Source organism: Halomonas getboli, from assembly GCF_023094245.1.
Lineage (GTDB): Bacteria > Pseudomonadota > Gammaproteobacteria > Pseudomonadales > Halomonadaceae > Halomonas > Halomonas getboli.
Genome location: NZ_JALMEW010000007.1, coordinates 101177 through 116355, shown reverse-complemented (window position 1 = coordinate 116355; position 15179 = coordinate 101177). Strand labels below are relative to the sequence as shown.

Genomic DNA, 15179 nt, shown 5'->3' with positions numbered 1-15179 from the left:
CCGCCTATACTGAGGGCCTCTCTCATCCATCGCCGAGGACCGCACGATGCGACCGCTGACGTTTCTCACCCTGGCCGCGCTGGCCAGCACCGCCCAGGCCGACGGCCGCGAGATCGACTATCGCGTGGACGACGAGCCCTTCACCGGCTACTTCGCACCGGCCGCCGACGACGCCCGCGGCACGGTGCTGATCATCCACGACTGGGACGGCCTGACCGACTACGAGCGCCGCCGCGCCGAGATGCTCGCCGAGCAGGGCTATGACGCCTTCGCCCTCGACCTCTACGGCCAGGGCAACCGCCCGGTGGAAACCGCGGCCAAGAAGGCCGAGACGGCGAAGCTCTACCAGGACCGCGAGCGCATGCGCGCGCTGACCCTGGCCGGACTGGCCGAGGCCCGAGCCCAGGGCGCCGCCGCGGCGACGGTGGTGATGGGCTACTGCTTCGGTGGCGCCGTGGTGCTGGAGCTGGCGCGCAGCGGCGCCGCCGAGGACGTGCACGGCTACGCCACCTTCCACGGCGGCCTGGCCACGCCGGAGGGCCAGGGCTACGGGCCGGACACCCCGCCGATCCTGGTCGCCCACGGCGGCGCCGACGAGGCCATCCCCCTCGAGGATGTCGTGGCGCTGTCGCGCCGGCTGGAGGACGCCGGGGTCGACTACGAGATCGACATCTACTCCGGCGCGCCCCACGCCTTCACCGTCCTCGACGGCGACCGCTACCAGCAGCGCGCCGACGAGCGTTCCTGGTCGGCCTTCCTGACGATGCTCGACGAGGTGCTGCCGAAGCAGTGAGCCACTGCCGCACTTACACAAGTTTTTAATCGTTCCTTTCTGTAGAATCGCGCTCCTGCATGATTTCCTGCTACCAAAAGCCGATATAACAGAAAGGAGACATCCCCTTGTCCGATTCCACGACGTCCGCCGCCAGCGGCCTCTGGCGGCGCATTCCGCTGTGGCAGAAGATCCTCGCCGGCCTGGCGCTCGGCGTGCTCACCGGCGCCCTGCTCGGCGAGGACGCCAGCGTCTTCAAGCCGCTCGGCGATATCTTCATCAACGCCATCAAGATGCTGATCGTGCCGCTGGTGTTCTCGACCCTGGTGGTCGGCATCACCGCCATGCGCGACCCGCAGAAGATGGGCCGCATCGGCGCCCGCACCATCGCCCTCTACCTGGTGACCACGGCCTTCGCCATCGCCATCGGCCTGCTCGCCTCCTGGCTGTTCCAGCCCGGCATCGGCCTGGAGATGAGCTTCGACTCGCCCGTCGAGGCCAAGGACGCGCCCAGCCTGACCGAGATCCTGGTCAACCTGGTGCCGCGCAACCCCATCGACGCCCTGGCCAGCGGCAACATCCTGCAGATCATCGTGTTCGCCATCGGGCTCGGCATCTCGCTGACCCTGATCGGCGAGAAAGGCGAGCCGGTGGTGCGCGTGTTCGAAGGCTTCGCCGAGGCCATGGTCAAGCTGACCAACATCGTCATGGCCTTCGCGCCGATCGGCGTGTTCGGCCTGATCGCCCACGTGGCGGGCAGCTACGGCCTCGAGGTACTGCTGCCGCTGGCCAAGGTGATCGGCGTGGCCTACCTGGCCAGCGCCCTGCACGTGCTGGTGGTCTACTCCGGGCTGCTGGCGCTGCTTGGCCGGCTGAACCCGCTGCGCTACCTGCAGGGCATCCTCGACGCCCTGGTGGTGGCCTACTCCTCGGCCTCGTCGTCCGGCACCCTGCCGGTCTCGCTGCGCTGCGCGCGCAACAACCTCGGCGTCTCCGAGGGCGTGTCCGGCTTCGTGCTGCCGGTGGGCGCCACCATCAACATGGACGGAACCGCCATCTATCAGGGCGTGGTCGCGGTGTTCATCGCCCAGCTGGTCGGCGTCGACCTGAGCCTCGCGGACTACGGCATGATCATCGTCACCGGCACCCTGGCCTCGATCGGCACCGCCGGCGTGCCCGGCGCGGGCCTGGTGATGCTGTCCATCGTCATGGCCCAGATCGGCCTGCCGCTGGAGGCCATCGCGGTGATCGCCGGCATCGACCGCCTGCTCGACATGGCGCGCACCAGCGTCAACGTGGCCGGCGACCTGATGGTCACCACCCTGGTCGGCAAGAGCGAAGGCGAGCTGGACGAAAGCGTCTACAACGCCCCGCGCAAGAGCTGATACCGCCCCGCTGCCCAGCATGAAACGGGGCGCCGGGGACAGGTCATAGAGGGGGTTTTTGCCATGGATGGCAAAAGTAGCGCCCATGGACGGGTTCACAGCGCCCCTCGTCGACCTGTCGACGGATCAGTCCCGTACCACATAGATGCCGGGCGAGGCTTCCGCCCGGCGCCCCGACCGATCCTGCTAGGCTGAGCGCATTCCCCTCTTCCCTGGAGGTCACCATGCAGCTCAGCGTCTTCTCCGGCTCCCGCGCCGAGATCGGCGAGGCCCACGGCCGCACCCACGCCGCCCTGATCACCTCGAGCCTCGAGGTCTACGACCGGCTGTTCCACGACTTCGTCGGCCTGTGCTGGACCGAGGCCCGCCGCGTCGCCGAGCGCTTCGTGCCGATGATCGAACGCGGCTTCCCCGAGATGCTCGACGAGATGGCCGGCATCGCCCGCGGCGCCGGGCTCGACCTCGAGGACATCCTCACCCTCAATTGCCGCAGCGAGATCTCGCTGACCCAGGCCAGCGGCGGCTGCACCGCGCTCTCGATCAACCGCGACGGCACTCAGTGGCTGGCCCAGAACTGGGACTGGCGCAGCGACCAGCTGCACAACGTGGTGGCGATGGAGCTACGCCCGACGGGCGCGCCGAGGCTGGTCAGCGTCGGCGAGGCGGGGATGGTCGCCAAGATCGGCCTCAACGAACACGGGGTCGGCGTGTGCCTCAACGCCATTCGCTCGCGGACCCTGGGCGAGGGGCTGCCGATCCATCTGGCGCTGCGCAAGATCCTCGAGGCCGAGTCGTTCGACGCGGCGACGAGGGTGGTCACCCACGACCGGGTCTGCTCCCCGGCCCACTGCCTGATCGCCAGCGGCGACGGTCGCGCCGCCGGCTTCGAGGTGCATCCCGGCCTGCCCGGCGTGCTGGAGCCCCGCGGCGGCGCGGTCACCCACACCAACCACCTCTACGCCGAGACCGCCACCTGCCAGGTGGAGGACTTCCCGCGGCCGGACTCCGGCACCCGGCTATCGCGCATCGACGCGCTACTGCGCGAGCGGCTGCCGCTGGGCGCGGCGGTCGACGCCGAGACGCTGTTCGCGATGCTCGCCGATCACGACAACGCCCCGCTCTCGATCTGCCGCCACTTCAACCCCGACCAGCCGGCCGAAGAGCGCATGGAGACGCTGTTCGCGGTGGTCATGAACCTGCGCGAGCGGCGCCTGGTGCTGCGCCACGGCAAGCCCTGCGAGAGCGACGTCAGCCTGGACGTGAGGCTCGACGGCGACTGATCACCTTTTCACTTCCGCCGCCAGGCGCCCAGCTTCGGCGGCTCACCCAGCTCGCCCCTCAGATAGCGTTCGGTGGTGCGCAGGAAGCGCCGCTGATGCTCAGCGATCGCCTCCTCGCGGCGCATCGCCGCACTCGCCGGGTCCTCGTAGTCGGCCTCGTCGTGAGCGTGCGCCCAGGCCATGCGGACCGCACAGGCGCTGACGTCGCAGACCTGCCAGATGGGATGGGTGCCGTGAACCGCCGCGCGAATGTGATGAGCCATGTCCGCCTCCCGATAGCGCCATTTAATGATAACGATTATCAAATGCAACTATGGGTAGGCAGGACACACCCTGTCAAGCAAGGGGCGCGATGACATGACGCGAGTCACGTTCAACGCCGCGTCATGAGGCTGCCAAGCCGTTGTCATTCACCGGCGCCATCATGTGAGCGCCCACCCTCCACAGGAAGGAAACGATGATGCGCATGACGCGACGCGGTGTACTCAAGCTCGGCCTGGCCGGCGGTGCCACGCTCGGCACCGGCCTGGTCGCCCCCGCCATCGTGCTGGCCGAGGGCCGGCGCCCGGTCGTCGACGGCGGCGTGATGAGCGGCGACATGCTCGCCGACCGCGCCATGCTGTGGTCGCGGGTCGACCGCCCGGCCCGCATGCTGGTCGAGCTCGCCGACAACCCCGAGTTCCGCGCCGCCTGGCGGCTGCAAGGCCCCGAGGCGCTGCCCGCCGATGGCCTGACCGCCAAGCTGGACGCGACCGGGCTCGGCGGCCTGGACGAGGTCCACTACCGCGTACGCTTCGCCGCCCTGGGCGATCATCGCGCGCTCAGCGAGCCGGTCACCGGACGCCTTCGCCTGCCGCCGCAGACCCGGCGCGACGTGCGCTTCGTGTGGTCCGGCGACACCGCCGGCCAGGGCTGGGGCATCGACGAGGCGCGCGGCGGCATGACCACCTACGCCGCCATGCGCGAGCAGCGCCCGGACTTCTTCATCCACTCCGGCGACACCGTCTACGCCGACGGCCCGCTCGAGGAGAGCGTCGTACTCGCCGACGGCAGCCTGTGGCGCAACCGCCTGACGGCGGAGAAGCTGAAGGTGGCCGAGACCCTGCAGGAATTCCGCGGCCAGCACGCCTACAACCTGCTGGACGCCAACGTGCGGCGCTTCAACGCCGAGGTGCCGATGCTGGCCCAGTGGGACGATCACGAGACCGCCAACAACTGGTATCCCGGCGAGCTGCTCGACGACGACCGCTACACCGAGAAGAACGCCTCGCTGCTGGCCGCCCGCGGCCGCCGCGCCTTCCTCGAGCACACGCCGCTGCGTCAGCGCCCCGAGGCGCCCGGGCGCGTCTACCGCCGCTTTCCCTACGGCCCGGGCCTGGAGGTGTTCATGCTCGACATGCGCACCTTCCGCAGCGCCAATAGCGACAACCGCCAGGCCCGCGGCGCCGACATGCTCGGCGCGGAGCAGCTGCGCTGGCTGCTGAATTCGCTGCGCGATTCCACCGCCACCTGGAAGGTGATCGCCTCCGACATGCCCATCGGCCTGGTGGTGCGCGACGGCGAGCGCTTCGAGGCCGTGGCCAACGACGACGCCGGCCAGCCGCTGGGCCGCGAGCAGGAGATCGCCCGACTGCTCAAGGCGATCCGCGCTGAAGATATCCACAACGTGGTGTGGCTGACCGCCGATGTGCACTACACGGCGGCGCACCACTACGCGCCTGAGCGCGCGAGCTTCAAGGACTTCGCGCCGTTCTGGGAATTCGTCAGCGGCCCGCTGCACGCCGGCACCTACGGCCCCGGCGAGCTCGACGCCACCTTCGGCCCCGAGGTGGTGTTCCAGAAGGCGCCGCCGGCCGGCCAGGCCAACCTGCCGCCCTCCGACGGCTACCAGTTCTTCGGCCAGGTCGACCTGGACGGCGAGAGCGAGACCCTGACCGTGACGCTGAAGGACGCGGCGGGCCGGTCGCTGCATCGCCAGGTGCTGGAGCCCCAACGGGCCTGAGCCCTGCGCCGCCGCCCGCGGGCGGCGGCGCTCAGCCCGCCAGCGCTTCCTCCACCAGCCGCCGGGCTTCGTCGCTCATCGGCAGCCCCAGGGCCAGCTCATGGGCCCGGGGCGACATCTTCTTCCAGGTCTTCTGCACGATGCGGATCAGATGATCGTGATCGACCTGCTTCGAGAAATCGGCGAAGTAGTTCTCCAGGAACACCAGGCAGGCGCAGTCCTCCACCGCCTGGGTGCCCGCATCGCGGCCCAGGCCCTGCTTGCGGATCATCGCCGCCACCCGCTCGGCGTCGTCCTCCGCGTAGCCGGCCTCGCGCATCGCCTGCGCCGTCGTCTCCCCGGCCCGCTTGCCCTGGTCGCGCCGCCAGGTCAGGTAGCCCACACGGCCCTCGGGGTAGTCGCCGCGCGGCACCTGCCAGCGCTGCAGATGCTGGTTGTGCACCGCGATGCGCACCAGCTCGTCCGGCGCCTCATCGAGCGTGTTCAACCAATCACTCATGCGCCCGGCGTGCCACAGCTCCAGCGGCAGGCTTTCGCCCGCCACCTCCACCCGGCGCGGGTCCTCCGCGTGCAGGGCATCCAGCGCGGCCTGGGTTCGCTCATAGGGCGACGATGCGTCCATGGGACCTCCTCGTTGTTCTCTCGCGACATCGACCCGCCCATGGTGACACGGAACGCCATCGAAGCGATGCCGACGGCCCGAGCGTATTTGTCATCCACGCTCGGCCCCGGCAGGATGTTGTACGGTCATTCAATAAAAGGATTCCCATGAAGATCGCCATTCCCCTCGCCACTGCCCTGGCCCTCGGGCTGGCCGCCCCGCTCGCGGCCCAGGCCGACGCCCTCGAGCAGCAGCTCGACGAGCTGCAGGACTTCCAGATCATCGCCCACCGCGGGGCCAGCGGCCACGCGCCCGAGCACACCTGGCCCAGCTACGAGAAGGCCCGCGAGATGGGCGCCGACTACCTCGAGCTCGACCTGCACATGAGCGCCGACGGCGAGCTGATGGTGATCCACGACGACACCCTGGACCGCACCACCGACGGCGAGGGCAAGGTGAAGGAGCACAGCCTCGCCGAGCTCAAGGCGCTGGACGCCGGCAGCTGGTTCAACAAGGCTCACCCCGAGCGGGCGGACGAGGCCTATGAAGGCGCCCGGATGCTGACCCTCGACGAGGTGATCGACCGCTACGGCAGCGACGTGCGCTACTACATCGAGACCAAGTCACCCGAGCGCTACCCCGAGCTGCAGCGCGCCCTGGTCGACACCCTCGAGGCCAATGGCCTGGTCGCGTCCGGCTCGGTGGTGATCCAGTCGTTCAGCCAGGGCAGCCTGCAGCAGATCCACCAGCTCAACGCCGACATCCCGCTGGTGCAGCTGGTGTGGTACTCCCCCGCCGAGGACGGCAGCGGCCTGACCGAATGGACCGGCGTGACCCCGGACCCGGCCGAGATCAGCGACGCCGACTTCCAGGCCATCGCCGACTACGCCGTGGGCATCGGCCCCAACGTCGTCTACGACAGCGAGGACGTGATCGATGCCGGCTTCGTGGAACAGGCCCACGACAACGGCCTGCTGGTGCACGCCTACACCATCAACGACCCCGAGCAGATGCAGCGCCTGCTGGACTGGGGCGTGGACGGGATGTTTACCAACTTCCCGGATCGGTTGAGTGGGCTGGTGGAGTAAATTGCCGCGATTTAAGTGCCCCATTAAAGCCTACGGGTACAAGAGTCAGCTAGCACTGACGACTCACAGAGACTAACGACACTTGTACCCGCGTAGCCATGTGCATACTGCGACGCTTCAAGCACCTTGATGGCAGGAATCTCAGTGTCATTGTTATCCGCGTGGCCTGTGTAGGCCACGACGCTGAAGTAATAGTGTCGTCGAAGACCTGTTGCTTGTTTCTATCCGCGCGACCCGTGCGGGCCACGACGCTGGCTGATGCGCAGCGCGGGCGAGGGCATAGACGTTTCTATCCTCGCGGCCCGTGGGGCCGCGACCCTATGGCAAAGCTGCCGAGTGTCCTGGTGGACATATTTCTACCCGCGCGCTCCATGCGAACCGCGGCGGAGCAGTCATCGAGCCGCCCTGCACCTCGAGCCAGTTTCTATCCGCACAGCCCGCACTCGGACCACGACATATGGACGCCTGAGTCCATCATCAACCGAATGGAGTTTCTACCCACGCGGCCCATGCGGGCCGCGACTCGTGTCGCCGCGCAGCATCCACAGCATCTCGACGTTTCTATCCGCGCGGCCCGTGCAGGCCACGACTCGGCGTCGCGGTTGTAGGTCTCGCGCACCCGCATGTTTCTATCCGCGCGGCCCGTGCAGGCGGCAACTTGATGGTGCTCCAGTCCACATAGACGCGCTGGCTGATTCTATCCGCGCGGCCCATGCGGGCCGCGACTTCTCATCAAGCACGACAAAGCCAGCATCCATCCAGTTTCTATCCGCGCGGCCCGTGCGGGCCGCGACACCATCGAGGAGATCCTAGCCGGGCTGAGGGAGCGTGTTTCTATCCGCGCGGCCCGTGCGGGCCGCGACCATCAGGCCCGCCGCTGTCGGCACTGACAGCTTATTGTTTCTATCCGCGCGGCCCGTGCGGGCCGCGACCGGCCAGCTGGAGGGAACCCGGTGGATATTGAATGTTTCTATCCGCGCGGCCCGTGCGGGCCGCGACCTGCACGCTCAGCACGGTGCCAGTGAGGTCGCCGTTTCTATCCGCGCGGCCCGTGCGGGCCGCGACATGCTCAACAGCTGGCAGCCCAACGGGCAGACGCTGTTTCTATCCGCGCGGCCCGTGCGGGCCGCGACCTACTCCTATGCTTACTTGCTGATCAGCTTATCAGTTTCTATCCGCGCGGCCCGTGCGGGCCGCGACCACAGGCGCTTGCCGTGCATCAGCTTCCCGGGCGGGTTTCTATCCGCGCGGCCCGTGCGGGCCGCGACTAGCGCAGCAGGGCGCGTGGTACTCATGGTCGCAGTTTCTATCCGCGCGGCCCGTGCGGGCCGCGACCAAACTGAAAGCAACGCCCGGTCCTTGGGTATTCATGTTTCTATCCGCGCGGCCCGTGCGGGCCGCGACATGCCGCGGGCCAGCAGTGGGTCAAGGAGCTGATGTTTCTATCCGCGCGGCCCGTGCGGGCCGCGACTGCCGGCATTGGGGGCGCCGTGCATCATTGCGGAGTTTCTATCCGCGCGGCCCGTGCGGGCCGCGACGACAGGTTCGCCGTCTCGGCGCCGCTGCGGGCGCGTTTCTATCCGCGCGGCCCGTGCGGGCCGCGACCGCGAGTATAGATTCGCTCAGCAGTGTTGACATGTGTTTCTATCCGCGCGGCCCGTGCGGGCCGCGACGGCAGCATCACCTGGTCGCCCTGCTTGCTGGTCGGTTTCTATCCGCGCGGCCCGTGCGGGCCGCGACCGGGGTGCACCCCGCGTTCGTGGTCGGCGGCGTGGAGTTTCTATCCGCGCGGCCCGTGCGGGCCGCGACACGACACCTCGCCACAACCCTGGCCGGTCAAATGTTTCTATCCGCGCGGCCCGTGCGGGCCGCGACTCCTTCCGGCTGGGTGCTGTGCAACGGGAGTAATGGTTTCTATCCGCGCGGCCCGTGCGGGCCGCGACCAGCCTGACGACACCGTGGGCGGCTTCTACGTGGTGTTTCTATCCGCGCGGCCCGTGCGGGCCGCGACCTCGAGGACATCAACGACGTGGCCAAGCCGATCATGAAGGTTTCTATCCGCGCGGCCCGTGCGGGCCGCGACGCGTGGACGACGTGGTGCGCGGCTCCGCGAACATGTTTCTATCCGCGCGGCCCGTGCGGGCCGCGACGTCGGATGGATCAACGATCTGCGTCTCGGCTTGATGTTTCTATCCGCGCGGCCCGTGCGGGCCGCGACAATCAACGGAGAGCAGCCATGAGCATCAAGGACATGTTTCTATCCGCGCGGCCCGTGCGGGCCGCGACGCTCGTGACCTGGGACGGGTTCTGACACGTGAGGATGTTTCTATCCGCGCGGCCCGTGCGGGCCGCGACCCCAGGTGATACGGGACCACCACATGCCGGACAAGGTTTCTATCCGCGCGGCCCGTGCGGGCCGCGACAGGGGGCGTGTTACATGACGCGACGGATGAGCTTGTTTCTATCCGCGCGGCCCGTGCGGGCCGCGACCGTTCGTTTATAACTCATTGAGAGATAAAAAAAAATCGCCCTGAATCAGCGAACCTTTGATTTACATGCAACCGATGAGGTGCCATTAAACGCTTAAAGCGCTCAAATGCCGTTAAATCAAATTGTTAAAGAGGCGCGAACATGGCAGGAAACAAGGAGACAGTTGCGGTTCGCAGGCAGTGAAGCCACTTAAAAGACGAGGGGACCATTCATATCCAGGGCAGGTTTGGCACCAATATGTTCGATGCGCTTCTGCCAGTTACGTCCGAGAAAATAGAAACGCAGGCTATCAACCTCTTCATCGATCAAATCGATCAGGCTCTGTCGCAGTCGAGTCCACTGGTCGGGTTCGACTTCGATTTCAAAGACCGAGAACTGTACGCGTTGCCCAAAATCGCGGCAGGCTTTCGAAACCTGCCGCAGCCGCCGCGTGCCGCCCTCAGATGTAACACTGACATCGTAGCTGACCAGTACCAGCATGAAGCACTCCCAGTCTATTTCCAGAGAAAGGGTGGGTAGGCATCGAGGTCGCCGCGCAGGTGGCGCGCCAGTAGCTGCGCCTGGAGAAAAGGCAACATGCCGATCGGTGCCTTCTCGCCCATGAAGGTGTGATTGAGCTCTTCACGTTTGCGCTCCTGATAAGCGGTCAGCACCGTCTTGCGGGCTTCTTCCGTCAAGGTTACGCCGCCACTTTCGGCAATGATGAAGTCTTTTTCCCGTAGCTGGCGTCGATTGATCAGCGACAGCGCCAATCGGTCTCCCAGCAGCGGCCGGAACTCCTCGGCAAGGTCGAGCGCCAAGCTCGGTCGCCCGGGCCGGTCGCGATGCAGAAAGCCAACAGCAGGGTCGAGGCCAACGCTCTCCAGCGCCGAGCGGCAGTCATGAGTCAGCAGCGTATAGAGAAACGAAAGCAGCGCATTACTGCAATCACGCGGCGGTCGGCGATTGCGACCCGCAAAGCGAAACGCATCGCTCTCATGACGAATCAACAGATCAAACACGCTGAAATAGCGTTGCGCCGCTTCCCCTTCCAGTCCACGCAGCCTGTCTGTGGTGGGTTCGGTTAGTAGGTCGCGTGCAATCCGGCTCATCCGCGAGCGCTCCTCTTCGAGCCGTACCCTCTCCTCTTCCGGCAGCTTGGCCCCGTAGTCGCGCAAGCCACGCGATAGCACGGCACGCTGATTATGCACCTTGCCGACCAGTACGCTACGAACGATAGCGGCACAACCGGTTTCGTCATCGCTCACGCGATATTGGGTGCGGCGCAGCAGCACATTGCCCGACACGGCCCCCTCGATGCGTGCCAAGAATTTTCCGTAAGGAGTGAGATGGGTGATGGTAACGCCCTGCTCGGCGCAAAAACCCATCAGTGGCGGTGAGACCAGCACACGTCCGAAACAGACCAGCGATTCGAGCATATGAATCGGCAGGCGAGCACGTTCCTTGCCTTCCACTTCCATGACGATATTCGCGCCCTCTTTCTTCATCCAGGCGCCTTCGGTGGTGATATAGAGTGTATTCAGCTGTCGTCGCATAGTGATCAGTCGTCCTTCATGCCATCGAGCTGACGCGCCAGCCAGCGGCGCGCTGAGCGCTGTTTGCCCATCACCTTTGGCTGACAGACGTCGATCAGCGAACAACGGTCGCAGCGTTTGGCCTCGTATACGGCGGGCGGTGTGCGATTGCCATCGAACAGCATGCGAGTGCCGGTGATCACGTCCGACGTCAACGCCCGCAGCGCCTTGTCGAAAGGCACGTCCTTGCGCCGCCGCGTTTTGCCGTAAAAAAGCGCGCCGTGTTCGATCTCCACGTTCAACATCTCTTCCAGACAGAGCGCCTGGGCGCAGAGCTGCACTTCGTCGGCACGATGCGCCTTAGGCCGTCCGCGCTTGTACTCGATAGGCCGGACGATGGTCCGCGTTTCCCGCTCATCGAACTCGACCACGTCGGCAACGCCGGTCAACCCAAGCCGTTCATTGGCCAGCGGCAGCGCCATAGCGGTATGCACGCCGCGCCGACGCTCGTGGCCGAGACGATCGGCGCGTTCATGCAGGATGCGCCCTTCCGCGGTATAGCGGTTCTCGGCCCACTGCTGCTCGAGATGGATCAATGCACACTGGCGCGGGCAATAGAGATAGTGCTGCAACGCCGATAGCGGGATCAGGCGGGCCTCGTCCTTCATTCCCGCTGGCCTATAGGCGCTCGTCGACGCCGACACCTGCCGGCAGGCTCTCGGTATCGACCGAAACGCGATAATCACTGTATTGGCGAGCGGGAGAGTCGAGCTCTCCATCGACGCGCTCGACTTTCACGCTATCGAATAGCTTGTGCGCTGGCGCATTCCCCATAGGATTATCGTGTTTGAAAATGATCAATTTACGCGCCGACATCTCGCCACGCGCTGCAGAGCGGTCATGCTCGAACATATTGATCAGGGCACGCCAGAGCAGTTCGATGTCATCCTCGGAAAAACCGGTACGCTCGGCAAGTTTGGCCGAGATATAACCATGTACGCGATAAAGCCCATAGGGAATAATATGCTTGCGTCCCATGGTCCGTTCTTTTTCGAGATCCTTTTCGTTGGTGACCGCCATGCGAGTGATCGACACCTCCATGGGCACGACCGGATCGATCGAGTTGGCAAAGGCCAGCTGTACTGGCCCACGCACCTGCCCGGAATTGATCTCGGTGGTCATCACTGCTCCGAAGGTACGCACATCGAAAAAGTTCTGACACATCCAGGCAGTCAGGTCGCGCGCCTTGGCCTCATCCTTCGGTAGCTTCTTCGACTCGGGTTTTATATCGAGCGCGTCGTACGCTTTTTTATGCTGGTTATTTAGGACCGACTTTTCCTGCATGTAGATGGCGTAGCCAGCGTCATCTTCTTTTTCCAGTCCGACGTAATTGCGAATCTTGCGTTTGAGACAGACATCGGTGACCAACCCCTGATTGGTTTCCGGATCGAGGCGTGGCAAGTTGCCGGCATCCGGGTCGCCGTTGGGGTTGCCGTTGGTAACGTCGAATAACAGCACGAATTCATAACGGTTGGCGATAGCGGTCATGCGTCTTCTCCCTGCGTGGATTCTTCTGGTGTCATTGCACTGTCGCGCTTGGCTAAACGCGCCCGCGACTGATGGTAATAACCGATGGCAAAGCGTCCCTGGTCTTCGATCTTCAGATGTTTGGGGAAAGTATCACCGAGGCCGTTGACGATGGCACCGATTTCACGCTCGATGGTATGCGCCAGCCCACCTTTATCCTTCTTGCGCATGTTCGACATATGGTTCTGCGCATTGCGCAGCAGCATCGGGAAGACGCTAGCTGGCGTCGCCGAGGCCGCACCGTAGTAGCGGTCGCGAATGGTGGCGTTGACCTGGTCGCCCAGCGCACCGCGCTGGGCACTTTCCAGCTCAGCGAACAGTCGTCCGAGCAGATAGCCGGGATGAGTGGAGTGTCGATCGAGACTCACGGGCACCTCCTGAGTATGGGGATTGGAATGCGCCGCAAGTCGCGCCGCCCGCGCGAGTACGGCCTTGCAGAGCGCGATACGCGCCCCGGTAATATGACCATCATTGCGAAACCGCATGACGAGATTGGACAGCAGCGACTGCGGATAACGGCTACCAGTGAGAATTGCACGCATCAGTTCACCGGCGAGCTGCGGTGGCACATCGTCCGCCTTGGGCTTCTGACCGCCGTGCATCGGCGCAGTCTGTAAGGCCAGCCACCAGCTACCCGGCGCGATGCCTTTCCAGGGCGTCGGCTCCAACGCAAGATCCCGATGATGCTGGGCATAGTGGTGCGCCAGTCGGTCCAGAGTATCGGCACACCAGAAGCGGACCGATAAACGTGCCGCATTGGGGGCCAGCCCGAGCACGAAGAAACGCGTACCACTTTCCAGCCGTGGATCGAGATCCGCCAGCGGTCGCCCTTGGGCGACCTGACCCAGCAGGCTGCCTAGCCTTGCCGCTTCCTGTTCGTCGCTCGGCGGCTCGTTGAGCATCGCAAAGAAGTCTTCGGCGACCTCGGCATGCGCCGCATCGCTGGCCTCGGCCCAGAACACCACGGTGGCATCACCGATCTGCAGACGCTGGTGATTGTCGCTGTCGCCGCGCAGTAAATAGTTGAGTGCCGTAGAGTAACCGAAGATAGCGTGTTTCGAGATGGCAGCGTTGGCCTGCCCCTTGTTGCCGTATGAGTTGTAAGCATCGCTGTTAAAAGAGACAAGGGAAGCACCCGATGACTGGGCACCCCGTACCCCTCGAATGGCGGGATGGTCGGTACCTAAGGTAACGCTCTCTCCGGTGACCAGACACTGCCCAACCTCACCCTCGTCGTTTTCCAGCTCGGCGCTCCACAAGCTCCGCGCCACTGAACTCTCATGCAAGTAGCGCTGCTGGCCATCGAGGCGAAAAACAATATTAGTGTCCAGCATCTCTTCACTGTATCCGGAAAGCCTAGTTAGTTTCTCCGGCTGCCAGTGCTTGAGCATACTCAGGAAGGCACATAGATCAGCATCATCGCAGCCACCAAACAGCGCAAACTGACGCTCCTTGAATGCAGCGTGTTCATCTGCCAAGCGCTTACCCTCTCCAGCAGTCACACCTAAGGCATAGGCCGTTTTGTCCCATAGCGGATAAGCATGAATCCCGGATGTTCGACGTTTATCGACCGGCACTTGCTGCGACCTTGGCCTTGGTTTCTTGCCTGAAGTATCGCGTAAGTCATCAATGGCGACTGGCTCACCGTCGCGAGAAAAAACCAGTGCATAGCTGACTTTCTCGCTGCTGAAACCGGGGACCGGCACCTTATCCTGAGCCGCAAGACGCCGATAATAGTCGTTGAGTGCAGAGAGAATCATGCCAGCGACTCCGCAAAGGGCGGCACTTCAATCACGCCCTCCTGCATCCTGGCGCGATAGAAACGCGGCGTCTTGCCATTGGCGAAGTCGATATCGTGGAGCATGAAACCAAGATCGCGTTCGCCACTCAGATCATCGTTGACCGCCGGCATCTGCTCATCGGACTCGATTAGCTCAAAGGCGGCAGGGAACTCCCGAGTACCCAGACACGGCATGTGAAAGCATTGCCCTTGGCGGGCGCGACGGTTGAAGATATCCAGATGCTTTCCAGGTGTGTCGCTGTCATCAGCGCGAGACGTGAACTCGAAGTGCGCTTCAATCACATAACCCACGTCACGCAGGATGGTTGAAGCGCGCTGCTGACGCTTCTGGTCGACGAAGTAGTGTACGTCATCGACGCAACCGGCTCTCATAGCCGCTTTGACTGTGCGCTCGGGTAATTTATCGGCGACCTCGTTACGGCGGATCGATTCGAAACGAATCGGCTTCAACACATGGATGCGGTCGATACACCAGCGAATAGCCGGTTTCCAGTGGATGGCCTCCAGAATACCGCGCGCCGCCGAAGGCGTAATCACGTCATAGGAAACCCGCTCTACTTTCATCTCCGGGCGCGTGAAACAGGCCCGCTCCCCCCAGATATGTAGCCGCACGCCAAAGCTCATATAGCGCTCCTTATAGCATTCCCAATTAAACATCA

General features: G+C 64.6%; 13 protein-coding genes and 1 CRISPR repeat array. Of the genes, 5 read left to right on the top strand and 8 right to left on the bottom strand.

From position 1 onward, the window contains the following. The first annotated feature begins 46 nt into the window (after positions 1–46). The 3 genes from MYL53_RS14530 (at position 47) to MYL53_RS14520 (ending at position 3437) form a co-directional block, all read left to right on the top strand. Entirely contained in the window at positions 47–793 is a 747-nt protein-coding gene (locus tag MYL53_RS14530; RefSeq protein WP_247854662.1) for a dienelactone hydrolase family protein, read from the top strand. Positions 794–900: 107 nt separating this feature from the next. Beyond that, positions 901–2157 (top strand): dicarboxylate/amino acid:cation symporter, encoded by a 1257-nt coding sequence (locus tag MYL53_RS14525; protein ID WP_247854661.1) that lies wholly within the window; start codon positions 901–903, stop codon positions 2155–2157. A gap of 224 nt (positions 2158–2381) precedes the next feature. Next, positions 2382–3437 carry a C45 family autoproteolytic acyltransferase/hydrolase gene (locus tag MYL53_RS14520; RefSeq protein ID WP_247854660.1) on the top strand — a complete coding sequence of 352 codons (1056 nt, stop codon included), beginning with the start codon at positions 2382–2384 and terminating at the stop codon, positions 3435–3437. An 8-nt stretch (positions 3438–3445) separates the two neighbouring features. Here the strand turns inward: MYL53_RS14520 and MYL53_RS14515 are convergent, their stop codons facing one another. After that, on the bottom strand, positions 3446–3700 hold the full coding sequence (locus MYL53_RS14515; protein WP_247854659.1) for a hypothetical protein: 255 nt from the start codon (positions 3698–3700) through the stop codon (positions 3446–3448). Positions 3701–3903: 203 nt separating this feature from the next. Here MYL53_RS14515 and MYL53_RS14510 point away from each other — a divergent pair, with 203 nt between their 5' ends. Further along, positions 3904–5439 (top strand): alkaline phosphatase D family protein, encoded by a 1536-nt coding sequence (locus MYL53_RS14510; protein ID WP_345740384.1) that lies wholly within the window; start codon positions 3904–3906, stop codon positions 5437–5439. A gap of 31 nt (positions 5440–5470) precedes the next feature. On the opposite strand, the gene MYL53_RS14505 is transcribed toward MYL53_RS14510, so the two are convergent. Then, a complete protein-coding gene (locus MYL53_RS14505) occupies positions 5471–6061 on the bottom strand; it encodes a DUF4202 domain-containing protein (protein ID WP_247854657.1) in 591 nt (196 codons plus the stop codon). A gap of 146 nt (positions 6062–6207) precedes the next feature. Here MYL53_RS14505 and MYL53_RS14500 point away from each other — a divergent pair, with 146 nt between their 5' ends. Continuing rightward, the gene (locus MYL53_RS14500) at positions 6208–7128 is read left to right on the top strand and encodes a glycerophosphodiester phosphodiesterase (RefSeq protein WP_247854656.1); all 921 of its coding nucleotides are present in this window, start codon (positions 6208–6210) and stop codon (positions 7126–7128) included. Positions 7129–7618: 490 nt separating this feature from the next. Continuing rightward, positions 7619–9618: a CRISPR direct-repeat array (repeat unit 33 nt; unit sequence GTTTCTATCCGCGCGGCCCGTGCGGGCCGCGAC). Positions 9619–9807: 189 nt separating this feature from the next. On the opposite strand, the gene cas2 is transcribed toward MYL53_RS14500, so the two are convergent. Genes cas2 through cas5c form a run of 6 tightly spaced genes read right to left on the bottom strand, consistent with a single transcriptional unit; the run spans position 9808 to position 15144 of the window. After that, on the bottom strand, positions 9808–10098 hold the full coding sequence (gene cas2 / locus MYL53_RS14495; protein WP_110060894.1) for a CRISPR-associated endonuclease Cas2: 291 nt from the start codon (positions 10096–10098) through the stop codon (positions 9808–9810). A 14-nt stretch (positions 10099–10112) separates the two neighbouring features. Beyond that, positions 10113–11153, bottom strand: coding sequence for a type I-C CRISPR-associated endonuclease Cas1c (cas1c, locus tag MYL53_RS14490; RefSeq protein ID WP_247854655.1), 1041 nt, complete (start codon positions 11151–11153; stop codon positions 10113–10115). A gap of 5 nt (positions 11154–11158) precedes the next feature. Beyond that, positions 11159–11800, bottom strand: coding sequence for a CRISPR-associated protein Cas4 (gene cas4, locus MYL53_RS14485; protein ID WP_247854654.1), 642 nt, complete (start codon positions 11798–11800; stop codon positions 11159–11161). Positions 11801–11810: 10 nt separating this feature from the next. Then, on the bottom strand, positions 11811–12680 hold the full coding sequence (cas7c, locus tag MYL53_RS14480; RefSeq protein ID WP_247854653.1) for a type I-C CRISPR-associated protein Cas7/Csd2: 870 nt from the start codon (positions 12678–12680) through the stop codon (positions 11811–11813). Next, a complete protein-coding gene (gene cas8c, locus MYL53_RS14475; RefSeq protein WP_247854652.1) occupies positions 12677–14479 on the bottom strand; it encodes a type I-C CRISPR-associated protein Cas8c/Csd1 in 1803 nt (600 codons plus the stop codon). Before cas8c ends, cas7c begins: the two co-directional genes overlap by 4 nt. Then, on the bottom strand, positions 14476–15144 hold the full coding sequence (gene cas5c / locus MYL53_RS14470) for a type I-C CRISPR-associated protein Cas5c (RefSeq protein WP_247854651.1): 669 nt from the start codon (positions 15142–15144) through the stop codon (positions 14476–14478). Before cas5c ends, cas8c begins: the two co-directional genes overlap by 4 nt. Positions 15145–15179: the final 35 nt, after the last annotated feature.